General features: G+C 71.5%; 18 protein-coding genes and 1 tRNA gene. 17 read left to right on the forward strand and 2 right to left on the reverse strand.

What is annotated here, in order from left to right; all coding sequences use genetic code 11:
* Nucleotides 1–204: 204 nt before the first annotated feature.
* The gene (locus tag A8713_RS21545) at nt 205–837 is read right to left on the reverse strand and encodes a hypothetical protein (RefSeq protein ID WP_079159072.1); all 633 of its coding nucleotides are present in this window, start codon (nt 835–837) and stop codon (nt 205–207) included.
* A gap of 272 nt (nt 838–1,109) precedes the next feature.
* Nucleotides 1,110–1,181, reverse strand: a tRNA-Arg gene (locus tag A8713_RS21550).
* 93 nt (nt 1,182–1,274) lie between these two features.
* On the opposite strand from A8713_RS21550, the gene A8713_RS21555 reads away from it, so the two are divergent.
* The 17 genes from A8713_RS21555 to atpB all read left to right on the forward strand — a co-directional run bounded on the left by A8713_RS21555 (nt 1,275) and on the right by atpB (nt 21,911).
* Nucleotides 1,275–1,829, forward strand: a complete 555-nt coding sequence (locus A8713_RS21555) for a response regulator (protein WP_443069768.1) — start codon at nt 1,275–1,277, stop codon at nt 1,827–1,829.
* Between the two features lie 192 nt (nt 1,830–2,021).
* Nucleotides 2,022–3,116, forward strand: a complete 1,095-nt coding sequence (nrtL, locus tag A8713_RS21560; RefSeq protein WP_064535275.1) for an ArgS-related anticodon-binding protein NrtL — start codon at nt 2,022–2,024, stop codon at nt 3,114–3,116.
* A gap of 36 nt (nt 3,117–3,152) precedes the next feature.
* Entirely contained in the window at nt 3,153–4,544 is a 1,392-nt protein-coding gene (gene lysA / locus A8713_RS21565; RefSeq protein ID WP_064535276.1) for a diaminopimelate decarboxylase, read from the forward strand.
* Between the two features lie 173 nt (nt 4,545–4,717).
* Complete coding sequence (locus A8713_RS21570; protein ID WP_173860887.1) at nt 4,718–6,067, forward strand: homoserine dehydrogenase; 1,350 nt, start codon at nt 4,718–4,720, stop codon at nt 6,065–6,067.
* Nucleotides 6,068–6,073: 6 nt separating this feature from the next.
* On the forward strand, nt 6,074–7,132 hold the full coding sequence (gene thrC, locus A8713_RS21575; RefSeq protein WP_064535277.1) for a threonine synthase: 1,059 nt from the start codon (nt 6,074–6,076) through the stop codon (nt 7,130–7,132).
* Nucleotides 7,133–7,600: 468 nt separating this feature from the next.
* Nucleotides 7,601–8,518 carry a homoserine kinase gene (gene thrB / locus A8713_RS21580; protein WP_018571444.1) on the forward strand — a complete coding sequence of 306 codons (918 nt, stop codon included), beginning with the start codon at nt 7,601–7,603 and terminating at the stop codon, nt 8,516–8,518.
* Nucleotides 8,519–8,932: 414 nt separating this feature from the next.
* On the forward strand, nt 8,933–10,999 hold the full coding sequence (rho, locus tag A8713_RS21585) for a transcription termination factor Rho (protein WP_064535278.1): 2,067 nt from the start codon (nt 8,933–8,935) through the stop codon (nt 10,997–10,999).
* 787 nt (nt 11,000–11,786) lie between these two features.
* Complete coding sequence (locus A8713_RS21590; protein WP_064535279.1) at nt 11,787–12,932, forward strand: LCP family protein; 1,146 nt, start codon at nt 11,787–11,789, stop codon at nt 12,930–12,932.
* Nucleotides 12,933–13,103: 171 nt separating this feature from the next.
* Nucleotides 13,104–13,328, forward strand: a complete 225-nt coding sequence (rpmE, locus tag A8713_RS21595) for a 50S ribosomal protein L31 (protein WP_018571447.1) — start codon at nt 13,104–13,106, stop codon at nt 13,326–13,328.
* A gap of 110 nt (nt 13,329–13,438) precedes the next feature.
* The gene (gene prfA / locus A8713_RS21600) at nt 13,439–14,515 is read left to right on the forward strand and encodes a peptide chain release factor 1 (protein ID WP_064535280.1); all 1,077 of its coding nucleotides are present in this window, start codon (nt 13,439–13,441) and stop codon (nt 14,513–14,515) included.
* A 127-nt stretch (nt 14,516–14,642) separates the two neighbouring features.
* Nucleotides 14,643–15,482, forward strand: coding sequence for a peptide chain release factor N(5)-glutamine methyltransferase (prmC, locus tag A8713_RS21605; RefSeq protein ID WP_064535281.1), 840 nt, complete (start codon nt 14,643–14,645; stop codon nt 15,480–15,482).
* Nucleotides 15,483–15,546: 64 nt separating this feature from the next.
* Entirely contained in the window at nt 15,547–16,194 is a 648-nt protein-coding gene (locus A8713_RS21610; RefSeq protein ID WP_018571450.1) for an L-threonylcarbamoyladenylate synthase, read from the forward strand.
* 88 nt (nt 16,195–16,282) lie between these two features.
* Nucleotides 16,283–16,942, forward strand: coding sequence for an arsenate reductase/protein-tyrosine-phosphatase family protein (locus A8713_RS21615; RefSeq protein ID WP_037874546.1), 660 nt, complete (start codon nt 16,283–16,285; stop codon nt 16,940–16,942).
* Between the two features lie 387 nt (nt 16,943–17,329).
* A complete protein-coding gene (glyA, locus tag A8713_RS21620; protein WP_064535282.1) occupies nt 17,330–18,568 on the forward strand; it encodes a serine hydroxymethyltransferase in 1,239 nt (412 codons plus the stop codon).
* 171 nt (nt 18,569–18,739) lie between these two features.
* Nucleotides 18,740–20,128: an MraY family glycosyltransferase gene (locus A8713_RS21625; protein ID WP_064535283.1), complete on the forward strand. Its 1,389-nt coding sequence runs from the start codon at nt 18,740–18,742 to the stop codon at nt 20,126–20,128.
* A gap of 301 nt (nt 20,129–20,429) precedes the next feature.
* A complete protein-coding gene (locus tag A8713_RS21630; protein ID WP_064535284.1) occupies nt 20,430–20,867 on the forward strand; it encodes a hypothetical protein in 438 nt (145 codons plus the stop codon).
* Nucleotides 20,868–21,092: 225 nt separating this feature from the next.
* Entirely contained in the window at nt 21,093–21,911 is an 819-nt protein-coding gene (atpB, locus tag A8713_RS21635; RefSeq protein WP_064535285.1) for a F0F1 ATP synthase subunit A, read from the forward strand.
* The last annotated feature ends 27 nt before the right edge of the window (nt 21,912–21,938 follow it).

Consider the following 21,938-nt stretch of genomic DNA (forward strand, 5'->3'; position numbering starts at 1 on the left):
ATCGCTGCGCGGGTCCGAGCGAGCCGTACAGAATCCGAAACGTCGGATTGTTCATTTCTGGTCCACGGATGGTCTACGCATTGCTCAGTGAATGCACGCTGGTGACGGAACTTTTTCGCGCGACTTCCCTTTACCAACGGCGCTACCTGACGGTTTTGAAGGTATCCGGCTTCTGTCCAGGGACCTTATGGTTCGCACAGCGCGTCAAGCGGAGCTGGTGGTCCGGGGGTGTTCGGAGGCGAGCAGATGCTCAAGGTCCCTCCGCTCGTTGCTGAGGGCAGCGAGCATTTGGAGGCGAGTGCGTTCGAAGTCAGGATCGACCTCGACGCCGAGGTCATGTCGCAGCGTGACCCGGAGCAGGTACACGCCGTCGGACAACGGGCCGCCGAACCAGGCATTCGCCCGGTCGTATGCCCTGTCAAGGTTTGCGCTGCTCGGCAATTGCTTGACTATGGAGTACCCGACCCCGAGCGCCCTGTTGAGCGCGGAGGCTACTTCGAGAACATCCTTCGCCAACGCCATTTGAGCCTGTGAATATTCCTCTGCCCAAGCCTCTTTGGCTGCGTCGAGGGCTGTCGGCTCGATGCTTTCAGCGCGTTCAGCTGCTCGAACCGCGTCTCGGGCTGCGACCCGATAGGCGCGAGCCGCGGTGTTCAGACGCGCGTAGAGGTCACGCCTTGCCTGCTGTGCTTGGGCATGTCGTTCCTCCGCCCGCTGACGATCAACACGCTCGTTCTGCTGCCGGACGGCGTGCCGACTGATCACTGCTCCGCCCAGCGTTCCACCCAGCGTTCCTCCAACGCTGATGAGCGTGACGGCAAGTGCGGTCACATCCATGCGATCCCCCAACTCATCTGTCCATCTGCCAGGACCAGCGACTGCCGGCGATGGCGCGCCACTTTCGCCAGCACCTGTCACCAGCGCTGGTCGTACGACCAGAACGACGACAGCGAGGGTAGGGCTCCTTGATTCCAATGAGGATCGCCGCCTGCGGCGTGGCATCGCGGCCCTCAGGTGTCAGGTTCGAGCAGCACTCGCCTGCCCGAACGCGAAAACCCCAACCTCAGCGTCTCCACTGATGTCGGGGTCTTCAGGCACCTCACAAGGGGTGCCCCCGGCAGGATTCGAACCTGCGCACACGGCTCCGGAGGCCGTTGCTCTATCCCCTGAGCTACGGGGGCGTGTCGGCTGCGCTTCCTGCGCGGCGACGGGTAGAACACTACCAGCTCCAGGGGGGTGGTCATGAACGTTTTGGCGGGGGCGGGGGCGTCCACCTGGGAGTGGGGGGTCCCCCGGACGGGGTGGAAGTGGGGAAAACCCGGACGCGGTGGCCGGGGGCGACCTACTCTCGAGTTGTGCCAGGGGCTTCCGGCCGGGTGCTTGTTGTGGACGACAACAAGGTCATCCGGCAGCTGATCAGGGTCAATCTCGAGCTAGAGGGTCTCGAGGTCGTGACCGCGGCCGACGGTGCCGAGTGTCTGGATGTCGTCCATCAGGTGCGGCCCGATGTGATCACGCTCGACGTCGTCATGCCCCGGCTCGACGGGCTCACGACCGCCGCGCGGCTCCGCGCCGATCCCCGTACCCGTGACCTTCCGCTCGCCATCGTCAGCGCCTGCTCCCGGGGTGAGGTCGAGGCCGGTGTCGACGCCGGCGTCGATGCCTTCCTCTCCAAGCCCTTCGAGCCGTCCGAACTCGTACGCCTCGTGCTCCAGTTGGTGCACGGGCGGGGGAGAGGGCAGCAGCCCGGCAGCGCCGGGGGTGAGGGGGCCGGGCCCGGCGGCGGCGCGGACGGGGACGCCGAGCGCGCCGGGCGTCGGCGTAGTTAGGACGAGAACGAGGAGCAGGGGGCCCGCCGTCGTTCGGTTTCCGGCCGCGCAGTCCTCGCTGTCCGCCCCTTGAGCTGGAAGCGGGGTACTTCGTCCCCTTCCGCCCCCGCATGACCATTCCGGCGTCCACATCGCGATACCCCGCGCAAACCGGCTCGCCTACCCACCCCCCTCCTCCCCTACGCTTGTCCCGTGACCCCCGTCGAGCTCTCCCGCACCGTGTTGCACGCGGTGCGTCGTGCTGTCGACGCGGGGGAGCTGAGCGTGAGCGTTCCGGAGCGGGTTGTCGTCAAGCCGCCGGGGCCGGGCGGGTGCGGGGACTACGCCACCACCGTCGCGCTCCAGCTCGCCCGGCCCGCCGGACAGAGCGCCCTGCGCGTCGCCGGAGTGCTGCGCGACCGGCTCGTCCTCGTCGACGGCATCCGGGACGTCTCCGTGACCGGGCCCGGGTTCCTCAACATCAGCCTCCGTGCGGACCGGGCCGGGGCCGCCTCCGTCCGCCTCGTGTCCGACATCCTCCGCAGCGGTCCGTCGTACGGGTACGGGGAGGGGGAGAGCAGCCGTTCCCCCCGCGTCCTGCTGCGGTGCGCCGCCGAGCCGCGTGCCCTCGTCGTCGGTGAGGTGCTGGCCCGGCTGCTGGCGGCCCAGGGGAGCCAAGCCCGCATCGAGGTCGCGGGCGGGGGGGAGGGGGAGCGCCAGGGCGATCGGTGCGTCCCGGTGCCGGACGCCGACGACCGCGTCATCGACGTACGGCCCCTCCCCGTCGCCCCCGCCGACCGCGACGCACTCCTCTCGCTCGGGCACGACGCCGGGCGCTGGGCGCTGTTGTATCCCGCCGGGCGCGACCGGGTCCGGGTCGGGGACGAGCACCTCGCGCAGCGCGAGAGCAACCCGCTCTTCCGGGTGCGCTACGCCCACGCCCGCACCCGCGCCCTCCTGCGCAACGCCGCCGACCTCGGCTTCGCCCCCGAACCCGGACACACCGACATCACCGGCCGCACCGACGTCACCGGCCGCACCCGCACGGCGGACCCCCTCCTCACCGCCCTCGCCGACCACCCCCGCGTCCTCGCCCAGGCCGCCGCGCACCGTGCCCCGGACCGGCTGGCCCGGCAGCTCGTGGCCGTCGCCGACGGGCTGTGGCCGCTGCTGCCGACGGTGCTGCCGGTCGGGGAGGAGAAACCCTCGGCCGCCCACCGTGCCCGGCTCGCCCTCGCCGAAGCCGCCGGGACGGTGCTGGCCGGTGGCCTGTCCCTGCTCGGCATCGACGCACCCGATCACCTCTGAGTGAGTAGTCAGAGAAGCCGGAGAGAACTGACCGACATGAGCCGTTCCGCACACCCCGCCGGGCCCCGTCACGCCGATGTCCTGTCCGAGGGGCACTACGCCGCCCCGCCGGCCGATCTCAACAGCCTCGACCCCAAGGTCTGGGCGCAGACCGTCACGCGGGACGCGGACGGGGCGGTGACCGTCGGCGGGGTGTCCGTCGCCCGGCTCGCCGAGGAGTTCGGCACGCCCGCCTACGTACTCGACGAGGCCGACTTCCGGGCGCGGGCGCGCGCCTGGCGCACCGCCTTCGGGCAGGACGCCGACGTGTTCTACGCCGGGAAGGCGTTCCTGTCGCGGGCCGTCGTGCGCTGGCTGGCGGAGGAGGGGCTGAACCTGGACGTCTGCTCCGGCACCGAACTGGCCACCGCCCTGTCGGCGGGGATGCCGGCGGACCGGATCGCCTTCCACGGGAACAACAAGTCCGCGGCGGAGATCGAGCGGGCCGTGGGCGCCGGGGTCGGGCGGATCGTGCTCGACTCGTTCCAGGAGATCGCGCGGGTCGCGCACATCGCGCAGTCGCTGGGCAGGCGGCAGCGGGTGCAGATCCGGGTCACCGTGGGTGTCGAGGCGCACACCCACGAGTTCATCGCCACCGCGCACGAGGACCAGAAGTTCGGCATCCCGCTCGCCGGGGGGCAGGCCGCCGAGGCGGTGCGGCGGGCGCTGAAGCTCGACGGGCTCGAACTGATCGGCATCCACAGCCACATCGGCTCGCAGATCTTCGACATGTCCGGCTTCGAGGTCGCCGCGCACCGCGTGGTCGGGCTGCTCCGGGAGATCCGCGACGAGCACGGGGTGGAACTGCCCGAGATCGACCTCGGCGGCGGCCTCGGCATCGCGTACACCAGCGACGACGACCCGCGCGAGCCGCACGAGATCGCCAAGGCGCTCACCGAGATCGTCACCCGCGAGTGCGAGGCCGCGCGGCTGCGCACGCCCCGGATCTCCGTCGAGCCGGGCCGCGCCATCGTCGGCCCGACCGCCTTCACCCTCTACGAGGTCGGCACGATCAAGCCGCTGGAGGGGCTGCGCACCTATGTGTCCGTCGACGGCGGCATGTCCGACAACATCCGTACGGCGCTGTACGACGCCGAGTACAGCGTCGCCCTCGTGTCGCGGACGAGCGACGCCGAGCCCCTGCTGGTCCGGGTCGTCGGCAAGCACTGCGAGAGCGGGGACATCGTGGTCAAGGACGCGTTCCTGCCGGCCGACCTCGCGCCCGGCGACCTGATCGCCGTGCCCGCCACCGGCGCGTACTGCCGCTCGATGGCCAGCAACTACAACCACGCCCTGCGCCCGCCGGTCGTCGCCGTCGGGGACGGCGCGGCGCGGGTCATCGTCCGCCGGGAGACGGAGGACGACCTCCTCCGCCTCGACGTCGGATGAGGCGCCCGCGCGGGTGCCCCGAGTTCCGTCGGCCGGGGAAGGCGCCGGAAGATCTCCGTCGTCCGGCCGCGCGAAAATGAAATATACGTCTCACGATCCGGACAAATGGCAGAAACTCCGGTCCGGTGAGTGAGACTGGTCCAACCGTAGACGGTATGAGGAAACGAGGTCGGATGATGCGTACGCGTCCGCTGAAGGTGGCGCTGCTGGGCTGTGGGGTTGTCGGCTCAGAGGTGGCGCGCATCATGACGACGCACGCCGACGACCTCACGGCCCGGATCGGGGCCCCGGTGGAACTGGCCGGGGTCGCCGTCCGGCGCCCCTCCAAGGTGCGCGAGGGCATCGACCCCGCCCTCATCACCACCGACGCCACCGCCCTCGTCAAACGCGGCGACATCGACGTGGTCATCGAGGTCATCGGCGGGATCGAGCCCGCCCGCTCCCTGATCACCACCGCGTTCGAGCACGGCGCCTCCGTCGTCTCCGCGAACAAGGCCCTCCTCGCCCAGGACGGCGCCGCCCTGCACGCCGCCGCCGAGACGCACGGCCGCGACCTGTACTACGAGGCCGCCGTCGCCGGCGCCATCCCGCTGATCCGCCCGCTGCGCGAGTCCCTCGCCGGGGACAAGGTCAACCGGGTGCTCGGCATCGTCAACGGCACCACGAACTTCATCCTCGACAAGATGGACTCGACCGGCGCCGGCTACCAGGAGGCCCTGGACGAGGCGACCGCGCTCGGCTACGCGGAGGCCGACCCGACCGCCGACGTCGAGGGCTTCGACGCCGCGGCCAAGGCCGCCATCCTCGCCGGGATCGCCTTCCACACGCGCGTACGGCTCGACGACGTGTACCGCGAGGGCATGACCGAGGTCACCGCCGCCGATTTCGCCTCCGCCAAGGAGATGGGCTGCACCATCAAGCTGCTCGCCATCTGCGAGCGGGCGGCCGACGGAGCCTCCGTCACCGCGCGCGTGCACCCCGCGATGATCCCGCTCAGCCACCCGCTGGCCTCGGTGCGCGGCGCGTACAACGCGGTGTTCGTCGAGTCGGAGGCCGCCGGGCAGCTGATGTTCTACGGGCCCGGCGCGGGCGGCGCGCCCACCGCCTCCGCGGTCCTCGGCGACCTCGTCGCCGTCTGCCGCAACCTGCGCGGCGGGGCCACCGGGCCCGGCGAGTCCGCGTACGCCGCGCTGCCCGTCTCGCCCATGGGCGAGGTCGTCACGCGGTACCACATCAGCCTGGACGTCGCCGACAAACCGGGCGTCCTCGCCCAGGTCGCCACCGTGTTCGCCGAGCACGGGGTGTCGATCGACACCGTCCGGCAGCAGGGCAGAAATCAAGGCAGCGGCGACGCGGTCGCCGTCGTTCAGGGCGGTGGTGGGCGACGGGAGGGCGGCGAGGCGTCCCTCGTCGTCGTCACCCATCGAGCGTCCGACGCCGCCCTCACCGGCACCGTCGCGGCGCTGCGCAGCCTCGACACCGTGCGGGGCGTCGCCAGCATCATGCGGGTTGAAGGAGAGTAACCAGCAATGACCCACCAGTGGCGCGGAATCATCGAGGAGTACCGGGACCGGCTGCCGGTGTCCGACAGCACGCCCGTCGTGACGCTCCGCGAGGGCGGTACGCCGCTCGTGCCCGCGCAGGTGCTCTCCGAGCGCACCGGCTGCGAGGTGCACCTCAAGGTCGAGGGCGCGAACCCGACCGGGTCCTTCAAGGACCGCGGCATGACCATGGCCATCTCCAAGGCGAAGGAGGAGGGCGCCAAGGCGGTCATCTGCGCCTCCACCGGCAACACCTCCGCCTCCGCCGCCGCGTACGCGGTGCGGGCCAAGATGGTCTCCGCCGTGCTCGTGCCCCAGGGCAAGATCGCGCTCGGCAAGATGGGCCAGGCGCTGGTGCACGGCGCCCAGATCCTCCAGGTCGACGGGAACTTCGACGACTGTCTGACGCTGGCCCGCGAGCTGAGCGACAACTACCCGGTGGCGCTGGTCAATTCGGTCAACCCGGTACGTATCGAGGGGCAGAAGACCGCCGCCTTCGAGATCGTCGACATGCTCGGCGACGCCCCCGACATCCATGTCCTGCCGGTCGGCAACGCGGGCAACATCACCGCGTACTGGAAGGGCTACCGAGAGTACGCCGCCGACAAGGTCTCGACGAGGACCCCGCGCATGTGGGGCTTCCAGGCGTCCGGCAGCGCGCCGATCGTGCGCGGCGAGGTCGTCAAGGACCCCTCCACGATCGCCACCGCCATCCGGATCGGCAACCCGGCCTCCTGGTCGTACGCGCTGGCCGCGCGCGACGAGTCCGGCGGCGCCATCGACGAGGTGACGGACCGTGAGATCCTGCGCGCCTACCGGCTGTTGGCCGCGCAGGAGGGCGTCTTCGTGGAGCCCGCGTCCGCCGCGTCCGTCGCCGGTCTGCTGAAGGCCGCCGAGCAGGGCAAGGTGGACCCGGGGCAGCGGATCGTCTGCACGGTCACCGGCAACGGGCTCAAGGACCCGGACTGGGCCGTCGCCGGCGCCCCGCAGCCGGTCACCGTCCCGGTCGACGCGGCCACGGCCGCCGAGCGGCTGGGCCTCGCCTGACCCTCGGGGACGTCCCGTTGCCCGGCCCCCGGAGGTGGTGTCGGGCGGCCCGCGCGGCGTACGCGCCGCGCGGGCGGCACGCGGGGCTCGCGGGGGAGGTGCGCGCGGTACGTGCGCGGGTCCGCCCGGCCGCCCTCGGGTGCCCGCGCGGGCGACGCCCGCCTCTGCCGGGCCGCGCAACCCCGTGACCTCCCGGCGCGTCCTCACCCGGGAACCCCTGGCAGGGGGCACGGGAAGGCTCGCGACACGCATCGTGCGCCTCCTGTGCGCCCTATGTCGCCACTGAACCTTCCTTCGATAGGCTGTGAGGAACCCGCCCACCGCATATGCCCTCGCATGACGCGGTGCCGTGCCGTTCCCCGCGGCCCCGAGGGTCCCTTCGGGTCCGTCCCGTGTCCGTCTCGTGTCCGTCGAAACGCGGTCGAATGTCACTCGACCAGCACGCAGCTCAAGGAGAGTCAACGAGCGATGGCCGGTCCAGCGTTCCGCGCCGCCGCCGTCCGGGTGCGCGTCCCCGCCACCAGCGCCAACCTCGGGCCGGGCTTCGACGCCCTCGGCCTCGCGCTGGGGCTCTACGACGACGTCGTGGTGCGGGTGGCCGACTCCGGGCTGCACATCGACATCGCGGGTGAGGGCGGCGAGACCCTGCCCCGGGACGAGAAACACCTGCTCGTACGGTCGCTGCGCACCGCCTTCGACGTGCTCGGCGGGCAGCCGCGCGGCCTGGAGATCGTCTGCGCCAACCGCATCCCGCACGGCCGCGGCCTGGGCTCCTCCTCCGCCGCCATCTGCGCCGGCATCGTCGCCGCCCGCGCCGTGACCATAGGCGGCGAGGCCCGCCTCGACAACGCGGCCCTGCTGGAGCTGGCCACCGAGATCGAGGGCCACCCGGACAATGTGGCGGCCTGTCTGCTCGGCGGGTTCACGCTGTCCTGGATGGAGTCCGGCGCCGCCCGCGCGATCAGGATGGAGCCCTCCGATTCCATCGTTCCGGTGGTTTTCGTGCCCGCGAAACCCGTCCTGACCGAGACCGCGCGCGGCCTGCTGCCGCGCACCGTGCCGCATGTCGACGCGGCCGTCAACGCGGGCCGTGCCGCCCTGCTCGTGGAGGCCCTGACCCGGCGCCCCGAGCTGCTGCTGCCCGCCACCGAGGACCGCCTCCACCAGGAGTACCGCGCGCCGGCCATGCCGGAGAGCACGGCGCTGGTGGAGCGGCTGCGCGGGGACGGCGTCCCCGCGGTCATCTCCGGCGCCGGGCCCACGGTGATGGCGATGGCCGACGTGGACACCGCCGACAAGGTGGAACGCCTGGCGGGCACCGGCTGGGCCGCCAACCGGCTGAGTCTCGACCTGACCGGCGCCTGTGTGCTCCCGCTGGCGGGCTGACACGCGATTGCCGGATGTGGAGAGGGGGAATGTTTGTTGGATCCGGTAGTGTTAATCTCAAGTCTGCACCCGACCCCACCATGGCGAGGTGCTTCGTGTCCCCGTTCGGGACCAACCTTCTTCCGGGAGCTCCCCAAGCCACTCTGTGTTCCGTACGCCGTACCCGGGCAGTACGCCGTACGCGGACGCTGAGCGGTCCACAGGGCACGCTCCGGAAACGGTGCTACCACGCCACGTGACGCCGTGACACCAGGTGCCACGTCCTGTCGCGGCAGCGCCACTCATCTGATATCTCTTCCGCCGCTTTGGCGGACCACCGCCCCGGCACGGTCCACACAGCAAGGACCGAAGCCGGACAGCACAACCGGTCGCCGAGCCAGACAGGCCGACGTCCGCTCCAGGGAAGGACCCTTCGTGAGCGACACCACCGATCTGATGGGCGCACGTGTCGAGGAGACCGCTGCCGCGCCCGCCACGGACGCCTCCGCGCCTGCCACCGGTGCCGGCTCCCGGCGTCGCCGTGGCACCGGCCTCGAGGGCATGGTGCTGGCCGAGCTTCAGCAGGTCGCCTCGGGCCTCGGCATCAGGGGCACCGCGCGGATGCGCAAGAGCCAGCTGATCGAGGTCATCAAGGAGGCGCAGGCCCAGGGGGGCGCCCCCGCGAAGGCCGCGCCCGCCACCGGTGAGGCCACCGAGACCAAGCCGAAGCGCCGCACGACCTCCCGCACCCGTACGGGCGACGACAGCGCCGCCGCGGGCAAGAAGGCCGCCGAGGCGCCCGCCGAGAAGGCCGTGGCGCAGCAGCAGATCGAGATTCCCGGCCAGCCGGCTGGGGGCCCCGCCCTGGTCGAGCGAAGCCGAGAGCTTGGGGGAGACGACGCCCCCGCCGAGCGGCGCCGGCGCCGTGCCACCGCCGAGGCGGGCAGCCCGGAGACGGTCACCGCCGAGGCGAAGAGCGAGCCGAAGGCCGACGCCAAGGCCGACGCCTCCGCTCAGCAGTCGCAGCAGGCCCAGGGCCAGCAGGGCGACGCCAAGGGCGACGCGGGCGAGAGCGGCGAGAACCGCCGCCGCGACCGCCGCGAGCGCGGTCGTGACCGCGACCGCGACCGTGACCGTGACCGGCGCAAGGGCGACGACCAGCAGGGCCAGCGTCAGCAGGGCCAGCAGCAGGGCGGCGGCCGCCAGGACCGGCAGGACCGCCAGGACCGTCAGGACCGGAACAACGGCCCGCAGGACGACGACGACTTCGAGGGCGGCCGTCGCGGCCGCCGTGGCCGCTACCGCGACCGCCGTGGCCGTCGCGGGCGCGACGACGTACAGGAGCCGCAGATCGCCGAGGACGACGTCCTGATCCCGGTCGCGGGCATCCTGGACATCCTCGACAACTACGCGTTCATCCGGACCTCCGGCTATCTGCCCGGCCCGAACGACGTGTACGTCTCCCTCGCCCAGGTCCGCAAGAACGGCCTGCGCAAGGGCGACCACGTCACCGGTGCCGTGCGCCAGCCCAAGGACGGCGAGCGCCGCGAGAAGTTCAACGCGCTGGTCCGCCTCGACTCCGTCAACGGCATGGCGCCCGAACACGGCCGCGGCCGCCCGGAGTTCAACAAGCTGACCCCGCTCTACCCGCAGGACCGGCTCCGCCTGGAGACCGAGGCGGGCGTGCTGACGACCCGGATCATCGACCTGGTGTCGCCGATCGGCAAGGGCCAGCGCGGTCTGATCGTGGCCCCGCCGAAGACCGGCAAGACCATGATCATGCAGGCGGTCGCCAACGCGATCACGCACAACAACCCCGAGTGCCACCTGATGGTCGTCCTCGTCGACGAGCGTCCGGAAGAGGTCACCGACATGCAGCGGTCGGTGAAGGGCGAGGTCATCTCCTCGACCTTCGACCGCCCGGCCGAGGACCACACCACGGTCGCCGAGCTGGCCATCGAGCGCGCCAAGCGCCTGGTGGAGCTGGGCCACGACGTGGTCGTCCTGCTGGACTCGATCACCCGCCTGGGCCGTGCGTACAACCTCGCCGCCCCGGCGTCCGGCCGCATCCTCTCCGGTGGTGTCGACTCGACCGCGCTGTACCCGCCCAAGCGCTTCTTCGGCGCCGCGCGCAACATCGAGGACGGCGGTTCGCTGACCATCCTCGCGACCGCGCTGGTGGACACCGGGTCCCGCATGGACGAGGTGATCTTCGAGGAGTTCAAGGGCACCGGCAACATGGAGCTCAAGCTCGACCGGAAGCTCGCCGACAAGCGCATCTTCCCGGCGGTGGACGTGGACGCGTCCGGCACCCGCAAGGAGGAGATCCTGCTGAACTCCGAGGAGCTGGGCATCGTCTGGAAGCTGCGCCGGGTGCTGCACGCGCTCGACCAGCAGCAGGCGATCGAGCTGCTCCTCGACAAGATGAAGCAGACCAAGTCGAACGTCGAGTTCCTGATGCAGATCCAGAAGACGACGCCGACCCCCGGCAACGGCGACTGATCCGCGTCCGCCGCGACCGACGACGAAGGGCCGTCCCCGCAAGGGGGCGGCCCTTCGCCGCGTCGCGACGGACCGGGGCCGCCCTCGGGGCTGCGCTCCGCTTTCCGGGCTGCGCCCGGCCTTCCGGGGCTGGGGCGGCGCCCCGGCTGCCGCGCCGTGGCTTCTGGTACGGGCGCACAGCGGCCCCGCCCGCCCGTGGCGAAGCCCTCGGATTCGACCGGTGGCCCCGGCCACGCGCGCGGGCCGGGAGCCAGGTGCGCGGGCCGGGTGTGCGGGCCATGGCCGGGGCCCGAGGTGCCGGCCGGAACCGGCAGCCGGGCACAGTCTGGGGTCGGGCGTCTCGCGCTCCGCGACCCTCGGCCGCCGCCCCGCGACACCCGGCTGCACCGTCCCACGAGCCCTGGCCGCCCCGCACCCCGCGACCCCCGGGCGTACCGTCCTCCGCGACACCGGGCCGTGCCGCGCAGCGAGCCCCAGCCGTGCCGCACCGCGCGATCAGGTCGCCCCGCACCCCCGCGCCCCGACCATGCGACACCCCCCCAGGACAAGAACCGCACTGCCCGAGCCCCGTCCAGCGCCCCTCCCCAGAGGACCTTCACTCCGCAGACAGCCCTCTCCCGAAGCCCCCGCCCCGAGACCTTCCCCACAGGTCCAGGTGCAACCTTTGCCCCGGTTACCTCGTCTGACCGGGAAGAGCGACGATGGTGCGGTACGGGCGCATTCGGCCGGGCCGGGCCTGACCCTGGCGACGAGGGGTAACCGACCCGAGACGAGAGCTGAGGAGCACATGTCCGCCCAGAGCACGCCGGGCCCCGGTATACCGGGGAAGAGGCCCGGGACCGACAGCCCCCGCCGCAAGGGCGCCGGAGGCCGCCGCCGCAAGCCGCCCGCGGGGCGCCGCAGGGGGCTGCTGGTCGCGGCCTGGACCACCGCGGGGATCGTGGTGCTCGGCGGCACCGGCGCCGGCTATCTGTACCTCAAGCTCAACGGCAACCTGAAGACGGTCGACATCAACCAGGCCCTCGGCGCCGACCGGCCCTCCAAGGCCGACAACGGCTCCGAGAACATCCTGGTCCTCGGCTCGGACACCCGCGCCGGCGGCAACAAGAAGCTGGGCGGCGGTACGGACGACGGCAGCGCCCGCTCGGACACCGCGATGATCGTGCACGTGTACGAGGGCCACAAGCGGGCCAGCGTGGTCTCCATACCCCGCGACACCCTCGTGGACCGCCCCGAGTGCACCGACACCCAGGGCACCGCGCACCCGGCCGCACACCGTGCGATGTTCAACGAGTCGTACGGCACCGGCGGCGCCGCCTGCGCGGTGAAGACCGTGGAGTCGCTGACCGGGCTGCGGATGGACCACTACCTGGAGGTCGACTTCAGCGGCTTCCAGAAGCTCATCGACGACCTCGGCGGGGTCCGGGTCACCACCACGAAGGCCATCGACGACCCCAACAGCCACCTGAACCTCACCGCGGGCACCCACACCCTGGACGGGCGGCAGGCGCTCGGTCTGGTCCGCACCCGGCACGGCGTCGGCGACGGCTCCGACCTGGGGCGCATCCAGCTCCAGCAGGCGTTCGTGAAGGCACTGACCGACCAGGTCAAGCAGGTCGGGGTGTTCACCAGCCCCAAGAAGCTCTACGACCTCGCCGACACCGCGACCAAGGCGGTCACCGCCGACTCCGACCTCGGCTCGGTGAACTCGCTGATCTCCTTCGCCGACGGCCTCAAGGGCATCAGCTCCAGCCGTATGACGATGGTCACCATGCCGGTGCGGTACGACCCGGCCGACCCCAACCGCGTGCTCATCGAGGAGAGCAAGGCCCAGCAGGTCTGGACGGCCCTCAAGGCCGACCGGCCGATCCCCCGCGCGGCCACCGAGGGCACGGCGACCGGCGAGGCCAAGGGCGTCGTCAGCGGCTCCTGAGGACCGCCCCCGCGGCCAGGGGCGAGCCGCCCCCGCCGCCGGGAACAAATGGCCGCACCCCCCGGTTTGGGGAGATGGCACCAGTCCTGGCAGACTGGTACGTCGGCTCCGGTTCACGCCCCCCGCACCCCGCGGCGGCGACCCGGCGCCCTCCCGAACATAGGAGACACCTTGAAGCGCGACATCCACCCCGAGTACGTCGAGACGCAGGTCAGCTGCACCTGCGGCGCGTCGTTCACGACCCGCAGCACCATCGACTCCGGCACCATCCGGGCCGAGGTCTGCTCCGAGTGCCACCCGTTCTACACGGGCAAGCAGAAGATCCTCGACACCGGTGGCCGTGTGGCCCGCTTCGAGGCCCGCTTCGGCAAGGCTGCCGCCGGCTCCAAGAAGTAGCGAGCCCCAATCCGCCGGTCCACGGCCGCACCCCCTCACCGGGGCGCGCCCGGGACCGGCGTTTTTGGTCGCCCGCCCTTCCCCTCCCCACGCAGTAGCAGGAGCCCAAGATGTTCGAGGCCGTCGAGGAGCTCGTCGTCGAGCACGCCGACCTGGAGAAGAAGCTCGCCGACCCGTCGGTCCACGCCGACCAGGCGAACGCGCGCAAGCTCAACAAGCGTTACGCCGAGCTGACGCCCATCGTCGCCACGTACCGCTCCTGGAAGCAGACCGGCGACGACATCGAGACCGCGCGCGAACTGGCCGCCGACGACCCGGACTTCGCCGCCGAGGTCAAGGAGCTGGACAAGCAGCGCGAGGCACTGACCGAGAAGCTGCGCCTGCTGCTCGTGCCGCGCGACCCCAGCGACGACAAGGACGTCATCCTGGAGATCAAGGCCGGCGCGGGCGGCGACGAGTCGGCGCTGTTCGCCGGCGACCTGCTGCGCATGTACCTGCGCTACGCCGAGCGCGTCGGCTGGAAGACCGAGATCATCGACGCCACCGAGTCCGAGCTGGGCGGCTACAAGGACGTCCAGGTCGCGGTGAAGACCAAGGGCGGCCAGGGCGCCACCGAGCCCGGCCAGGGCGTGTGGGCCCGGCTGAAGTACGAGGGCGGTGTGCACCGGGTGCAGCGGGTGCCGGCCACCGAGTCCCAGGGCCGTATCCACACCTCCGCGGCGGGTGTCCTGGTGACCCCCGAGGCCGAGGAGGTCGACGTCGAGATCAACCCGAACGACCTGCGCATCGACGTCTACCGCTCCTCGGGACCCGGCGGCCAGTCCGTCAACACGACCGACTCCGCGGTGCGCATCACGCACCTGCCCACCGGGGTCGTCGCCTCCTGCCAGAACGAGAAGAGCCAGCTCCAGAACAAGGAGCAGGCGATGCGTATCCTGCGCTCCAGGCTGCTCGCCGCGGCGCAGGAGGAGGCGGAGCGGGAGGCCGCGGACGCCCGCCGCAGCCAGGTCCGCACCGTCGACCGCTCCGAGAAGATCCGCACCTACAACTTCCCGGAGAACCGCATCTCGGACCACCGGGTCGGCTTCAAGGCGTACAACCTGGACCAGGTCCTCGACGGCGACCTGGCCGCGGTGATCCAGGCCTGCGTCGACGCGGACTCGGCCGCCAAGCTCGCGGCCGCCTGAGGCACACCCGGCCGCGGCGGCGCCCGGAGCACCACGGCAGGGACGTACGGACGTACGGACGAACCACCAAGCACGGAGGACCAGCGTGCAGCAAGAATCCGGGGGGCGACCCCCAGGCCCCCGCAGCGTGCTGCTCGCGGAGGTGGCGCAGGCCACCCAGCGGCTGGCCGACGCCGGTGTGCCCTCGCCGCGCAACGACGCCGAGGAGCTCGCCGCGTTCGTGCACGGCGTCAAGCGCGGCCAGCTGCACACCGTGAGGGACGCCGACTTCGACGCCCGGTACTGGGAGGTCGTCGCCCGGCGCGAGCAGCGCGAGCCGCTCCAGCACATCACCGGACGCGCCTACTTCCGCTATCTGGAGCTCCAGGTGGGCCCCGGTGTCTTCGTGCCCAGGCCGGAGACCGAGTCCGTGGTCGGCTGGGCGATAGACGCGGTACGGGCCATGGACGTGGTCGAGCCGTGCATCGTCGACCTGTGCACCGGCTCGGGCGCCATCGCGCTGGCGCTCGCCCAGGAGGTGCCGCGCTCGCGCGTGCACGCCGTGGAGCTGAGCGAGGACGCGCTGACCTGGACCCGCAAGAACGTGCGGGGCTCCCGCGTCGACCTGCGCCAGGGCGACGCCCTGGCCGCCTTCCCCGACCTGGACGGCCAGGTCGACCTGGTCATCTCCAACCCGCCGTACATCCCGCTCACCGAATGGGAGTACGTCGCCCCCGAGGCCCGCGACTACGACCCCGAGCTGGCGTTGTTCTCCGGTGAGGACGGTCTCGACCTGATCCGCGGCATCGAGCGCACCGCGCACCGGCTGCTGCGTCCCGGCGGGGTCGTCGTGATCGAGCACGCCGACACCCAGGGCGGGCAGGTGCCGTGGATCTTCACCGAGGAGCGGGGCTGGGCCGACGCCGCCGACCACCCCGACCTCAACAACCGGCCGAGGTTCGCCACCGCCCGCAAGGCGCTGCCGTGAGCCGCGCGCAGCCCACCCCCAGGACGCCAGACCAGCAGTACGTGTACGAGGAGGCCCGCTGACAATGGCACGGCGATACGACACCAACGACGCGACCGACCGCGCGACGGGTCTGCGCGAGGCCGCGTCCGCCGTCCGCCGGGGCGAACTCGTGGTGCTGCCGACCGACACGGTCTACGGCATCGGCGCCGACGCGTTCTCCTCCGAGGGCGTCAGCGACCTGCTCGCCGCCAAGGGCCGCGGCCGCGCCATGCCCACGCCCGTGCTCATCGGCTCCCCGAACACGCTGCACGGCCTGGTCACGGACTTCTCGGAGATGGCCTGGGAGCTGGTGGACGCGTTCTGGCCCGGCGCCCTCACGCTCATCGCCCGGCACCAGCCGTCCCTCCAGTGGGACCTGGGCGACACCCGGGGCACGGTCGCCGTGCGCATGCCGCTGCACCCGGTCGCCATCGAACTGCTCACCGAGTTCGGCCCGATGGCCGTCTCCTCGGCGAACCTCACCGGCCACCCCGCGCCGGAGACCTGCGACGCCGCGCAGGAGATGCTCGGCGACTCCGTCTCCGTCTACCTGGACGGCGGCCCCACCCCCGGCAATGTGCCGTCGTCCATCGTCGACGTCAGCCGCGAGGTGCCCGTGCTGCTGCGCGCGGGCGCGCTGTCGGCCGAGGAGCTGCGCAAGGTGGTACCCGACCTCGAGGTGGCGAATTGACGGCCCCCCGCTTCCCCGAGCCCCCGGCGCCCGTCCCGGCCCCGGCCGTGTCCGGACGGGGCCGTCCCCGCGCACAGGGGGGACCCCCATGCGTGGCATAGGCGTGGCGGACGAGGCGGGGTTCCCGGCGCGGCCGGAACCGGCCCCCGACACCTTCCGCATCCTCCACGTCAGCACCGGCAACGTGTGCCGCTCGCCCATCACCGAGCGGCTGACCCGGCATTTCGTGGCGGACCGGCTGGGCGAGGCGGCCGGCGGCGGGCTGATCGTGGAGAGCGCGGGCACCTGGGGCCACGAGGGCGCCCCGATGGAGACCAACGCCGAGACGGTGCTGGCCGACTTCGGCGCGGACGCCTCCGGCTTCACCGGCCGGGAGCTGCTGGACGAGCATGTGATCCGCGCCGACCTGGTGCTCACCGCGACCCGCGACCACCGGGCGCAGGTCATCTCCATGGGGCACTCGGCCGGGCTGCGCACCTTCACGCTCAAGGAGTTCACCCGCCTGGTGAAGGCGATCGACCCGGCCACGCTGCCGCCGCTGGAGGACGGCGTGGTCGAGCGCGCCCGCGCGCTGGTGCGGGCCGCCGCCGCGCTGCGCGGCTGGCTGCTGGCGCCGAGCGTGGAGGCCGACGAGGTCTACGACCCCTATGGCGCCCCGCTGCCGTTCTTCCGCTCGATCGGCGACGAGATACACGAGGCGCTGGACCCGGTCGTGACGGCGCTGACGGGGGTCGCCGCGCGGGCCTGACGGGCCGCACGGGCCCCGGCCGGCGCCCGGCGGCGCCCTAGGGCCTGTCGTCAAATTGCCGTCGTCCGCCCGGAGGGCGGGCCTCGCGGCGTCAGGTGCGTGCTCTGGGGGTCCCCCCTGCTCGGAGAGCTTGGGGGAGTGCCGGGCCCTGGCCCGCGTACTGGACGTACTCGGGTCGGGTCTGGGTGCGGCGAGTGGGGGTCCCCCCTGCTCGAAGAGCTTGGGGGAGCGTGCATGGCGTCGCGGGGCAGGCGGAAATTTGACGACAGGCCCTCGGGGCCCAGGCCGTCCCCGCGACGGCTCAGCGGCCGCGCGCAGCGGCCCCGGCGGGCCTACATTGGACGTACGCACTGGACGTACGTCACCGTCGACCGCCCGGAGTCCGCCATGCCGGTCATGCCCGCCCTGGAGACCGATGTCCTGCGGCGGCAGGACCCGCAGGCGGCCGACCTCGTGCTGGGCGAGCTGGCCCGGCAGTCCACCACGCTCCAGCTGATCGCGGCGGAGAACTTCACCTCGCCCGCGGTGCTCGCCGCGCTCGGCTCGCCGCTCGCCAACAAGTACGCCGAGGGCTACCCGGGCGCCCGCCACCACGGCGGCTGCGAGATCGTGGACGCCGCCGAACGGCTCGCGATCGAGCGCGCCAAGGCGCTGTTCGGCGCCGAGCACGCCAACGTCCAGCCGCACTCGGGCTCCTCCGCCGTGCTGGCCGCCTACGCGGCGCTGCTGCGGCCCGGCGACACCGTGCTCGCCCTCGGCCTGCCGGACGGCGGGCACCTCACCCACGGCTCGCCCGCGAACTTCTCCGGCCGCTGGTTCGACTTCGTCGGCTACGGCGTCGACGCCGAGAGCGGCCTCATCGACCACGAGCAGGTGCGCGCCCTGGCCCGTACGCACCGCCCCAAGGCGATCGTGTGCGGCTCGATCGCCTACCCGCGCCACATCGACCACGCGTTCTTCCGCGAGGTCGCCGACGAGGTGGGCGCCTATCTGATCGCCGACGCCGCGCACCCGATCGGCCTGGTGGCCGGGGGAGCGGCGCCCAGCCCGGTGCCGTACGCCGACGTGGTGTGCGCCACCACGCACAAGGTGCTGCGCGGGCCGCGCGGCGGGATGATCCTGTGCGGGAGCGAGCTGGCGGAGCGGGTGGACCGGGCGGTGTTCCCGTTCACCCAGGGCGGCGCCCAGATGCACACCGTCGCGGCGAAGGCGGTGGCGTTCGGCGAGGCGGCGCGGCCGGCGTTCGCGGCCTACGCCCACCAGGTGGTCGCCAACGCGCGGGTGCTGGCCGCGTACCTGGCGGCGGAGGGCCTGGCCGTGACCACCGGCGGCACCGACACCCATCTGATCACCATGGACCCGGCGCCCCTCGGCATCGAGGGGCGCACCGCGCGCGGGCGCCTGGCCGCCGCCGGGATGGTCCTGGACTGCTGCGCGCTGCCGCACTCCGGTGCCCGCGGGCTGCGCCTGGGCACGGCCGCGGTGACCACGCAGGGCATGCGGGAGGAGGAGATGGCGCGGATCGCGGTGCTGCTGGGCAAGGTGCTGCGCGGTGAGCTGGACGCGGCGCGGGCCCGGGACGACGTGCGCGCGCTGACCGCCGCGTTTCCGCCGTATCCGTCCTGAACCGGGCGGAAGCGGCCTGGGCGGGCCGGTGCCGGGTAGGCGCGAAAAGCGGGTCCGGGCCCGCGCTGCGGCGGGAGTGCAACCAACGTCGCTACCCGGAAGTCCCCATACATATGCTCGCGTCGCTAGGGTGTGAGGCTGAGATGGCCAGCGAGACCTGTGGGGAAGCCTGTGCGTGAATACCTGCTGACGCTCTGCATCACGGCCGCGGTGACGTACCTGCTGACCGGGCCGGTGCGCAAGTTCGCGATCGTGGCGGGGGCGATGCCGGAGATCCGGGCGCGTGACGTGCACCGGGAACCCACTCCGCGGCTCGGCGGTATCGCGATGTTCTTCGGGATGTGCGCCGGACTGCTGGTCGCCGACCACCTCACCAACCTCAACGAGGTCTTCGAGAAGTCGAACGAGCCGCGCGCGCTGCTCTCCGGGGCCGCGCTGATCTGGCTGATCGGTGTCCTGGACGACAAGTTCGAGATCGACGCCCTGATCAAGCTGGGCGGCCAGATGATCGCCGCCGGTGTGATGGTCATGCAGGGTCTGACGATCCTGTGGCTGCCGGTCCCGGGTGTCGGCACGGTCGCGCTGACCCAGTGGCAGGGCACCCTGCTGACGGTGGCGCTGGTCGTCATCACCATCAACGCGGTCAACTTCGTCGACGGCCTGGACGGTCTGGCGGCCGGCATGGTGTGCATCGCCGCCGCCGCGTTCTTCATGTACGCCTACCGGATCTGGTACTCGTACGGCATCGAGGCCGCCGCCCCGGCCACCCTGTTCGCGGCCGTGCTGATGGGCATGTGCCTGGGATTCCTGCCGCACAACATGCACCCGGCGCGGATCTTCATGGGCGACTCGGGCTCGATGCTGATCGGCCTGGTGCTGGCGGCCGGCGCGATCTCGGTGACCGGGCAGGTCGACCCGGACGTGATGAAGCTGTTCTCGGGGTCCGAGCGCAACGCGGTGCACCAGATGGTGCCGGTCTACATCCCGCTGCTGATGCCGCTGACCATCATCGCGATCCCGGCCTCCGACTTCGTCTTCGCGGTGGTGCGCCGCACCTGGCGCGGGCAGTCGCCGTTCGCCGCGGACCGCGGCCATCTGCACCACCGGCTGCTCCAGATCGGCCACTCGCACAGCCGGGCCGTGCTGATCATGTACTTCTGGGCGGCGCTGATCGGCTTCGGCGCGCTCGGCTACTCGGTCAACTCGGCCTCCATGTGGATCGTGCTGGGCATCGTGCTGCTCAGCTTCTTCGGGCTGGTGCTCCTGCTGCTGCCGCGGTTCACGCCGCGCGCCCCGCGCTGGGCCGAGCAGTTCGTGCCGCCGCGCTACCGCCGCCGCCGGGCGGCGGTCCAGACCCCGGCCGCGGAGGCGCGCACGGAGGCGTCCGCCCCCGCCGCCGAGGCGGCCGGGGCCGGTGAGGCGCACGCGTCCTCCGGTGCGCAGGAGGCGCCCGTGCGTCCGGCGCCGGTCGGTGCCACGGCGGCCCGGGTCAACGGAGCGACCGCCGTGGGACCCCGATCGCGTGTTCTCGACGGACGCAATGCCGGAACGTCACGCTGACGCCCAAGGTAAGAATCTGACTAAAGCGTTGCCTGTTCATGGGTGACCAAAGCGGCTTAATACCAGACACATCGCCCTGGATTTTGCACAGACGGGCGGTGTCACTCTCATGTGTGACAGCCAGCACACCTACTTGGTAAAGACCGCATCAAATAGTTTGTGATACCGTTCACGAGAACCCCGGACAGAGCCGAAGGACCCGGATGCATGGGCCCCTTGGCGATGAGGTTCCTCTCTCGGACCGGGGACTACGCTCGTCCATGACGACACCCTGCCCCCCTGTGAAAGCGGAGTTGCCGCCATGCCGTCCAATGACGTCCGGAACCTACTGCACACCGCCGTGCCCACCGCCGCCGTCGGTGTGGTCGCTGTGGCGGTCAGTGGTGCGGTCGCCGGAGGCAAGGGCGCGATCGGGGCGCTTGTCGGGGTGGTGCTCGCCATCCTCTACATGGGGATCGGTCTCCATGTGCTCCAGTGGACGGCGAAAACGCTTCCGCAGCTCTTCCAGGCCATGGGCCTCATGCTCTATGTCGCCCAACTGCTGCTGCTCTTGATCTTCTTGGCCCTCTTCAAGGGCACCTCGCTGTTCAATGCGAAGGCGTTCGCGTTCTCGCTCGTCGTCGCGACCGTCGTATGGATGGCCGCACAGGCGCGCGCGCACATGAAGGCCAAGATCTTCTACGTCGAACCGGACTCCGAGAAGAGCGAGAAGTCCGAGAAGACCGGGTCTTCGTCGTGAGGGGTAGGCCCGGGATAAAGGCGTGTGAGATCTCCTGCTATCGTCCGGTGCCAACTGCGGCATCGCGGGCGCGGGCATCTGAGCTGACGCCTGCTCGATCGCGGGGCTCGATGCCCGCCGGCCGCCACCACATCCGTCACACCAGTCCGGTGCCGACCCGCGGCTGCCCGCCGCGCCGACACAACGAGGTTGCCGTACCCATGCGCCACGCTGAAGGAGCCCGCGGTGAGTGCTGAACAGACCACGCTCGCCTTCGACTGGAGTTGCCGCGTCTTCGCCGACAACGGCTGCGGCTTTCCGTCGCCGGGCCTCCACTCCTTCCTCTTCAAGCCGATGTTCTCGGTCGGCGGCTACGACTTCGACAAGCCGATGCTGCTCGCCATCATCACCTCGCTCGTGGTGGTCGGCTTCTTCTGGGCGGCCTTCAGTAAGGCCAAGGTGGTGCCCGGCAAGCTCCAGATGGTCGGTGAGGCCGGCTACGACTTCGTGCGCCGCGGCATCGTCTACGAGACGCTCGGCAAGCGCGAGGGCGAGAAGTACGTGCCCTTCATGGTCTCGCTGTTCTTCTTCATCTGGATCATGAACCTGTGGTCGATCATCCCGGTCGCCCAGTTCCCGGTGACGTCGATCATCGCCTACCCGGCCGCCCTCGCCCTGTGCGTGTACGTGACCTGGATGGTCCTGACCTTCAAGAAGCACGGCTTCGCCGGCGGCTTCAAGAACCTCACCGGCTACGACAAGTCGCTCGGCCCGGTGCTGCCGCTCGTCGTGGTCATCGAGTTCTTCTCGAACGTCCTGGTCCGCCCGTTCACCCACGCGGTGCGACTGTTCGCCAACATGTTCGCCGGCCACCTGCTGCTCGTGATGTTCACCGTCGCCAGCTGGTACCTGATGAACAGCTGGCTGATCGCGGCCGGCGCCGTCTCGTTCGTCATGGCGATGGTCATGATCCTGTTCGAGCTCTTCGTCCAGGCCGTCCAGGCGTATGTCTTCGTCCTCCTGGCCTGCTCCTACGTTCAGGGCGCTCTCGCCGAGCACCACTGAGCCACCCCGCACCGCCCCCGTCACAGA

Origin of the sequence: Streptomyces sp. SAT1 (assembly GCF_001654495.1) — a bacterium.
Taxonomy (GTDB): Bacteria; Actinomycetota; Actinomycetes; order Streptomycetales; family Streptomycetaceae; genus Streptomyces; species Streptomyces andamanensis.

Coding starts and splice junctions, on each gene's coding strand:
- A8713_RS21545 (WP_079159072.1), bottom strand. CDS start 837: ATGGATGTGACCGCACTTGCCGTCACGCTCATCAGCGTTGGAGGAACG.
- lysA (WP_064535276.1), top strand. CDS start 3,153: ATGAGCCGTTCCGCACACCCCGCCGGGCCCCGTCACGCCGATGTCCTG.
- A8713_RS21570 (WP_173860887.1), top strand. CDS start 4,718: ATGATGCGTACGCGTCCGCTGAAGGTGGCGCTGCTGGGCTGTGGGGTT.
- thrC (WP_064535277.1), top strand. CDS start 6,074: ATGACCCACCAGTGGCGCGGAATCATCGAGGAGTACCGGGACCGGCTG.
- thrB (WP_018571444.1), top strand. CDS start 7,601: ATGGCCGGTCCAGCGTTCCGCGCCGCCGCCGTCCGGGTGCGCGTCCCC.
- A8713_RS21590 (WP_064535279.1), top strand. CDS start 11,787: ATGTCCGCCCAGAGCACGCCGGGCCCCGGTATACCGGGGAAGAGGCCC.
- prfA (WP_064535280.1), top strand. CDS start 13,439: ATGTTCGAGGCCGTCGAGGAGCTCGTCGTCGAGCACGCCGACCTGGAG.
- A8713_RS21610 (WP_018571450.1), top strand. CDS start 15,547: ATGGCACGGCGATACGACACCAACGACGCGACCGACCGCGCGACGGGT.
- A8713_RS21615 (WP_037874546.1), top strand. CDS start 16,283: ATGCGTGGCATAGGCGTGGCGGACGAGGCGGGGTTCCCGGCGCGGCCG.
- glyA (WP_064535282.1), top strand. CDS start 17,330: ATGCCGGTCATGCCCGCCCTGGAGACCGATGTCCTGCGGCGGCAGGAC.
- A8713_RS21630 (WP_064535284.1), top strand. CDS start 20,430: ATGCCGTCCAATGACGTCCGGAACCTACTGCACACCGCCGTGCCCACC.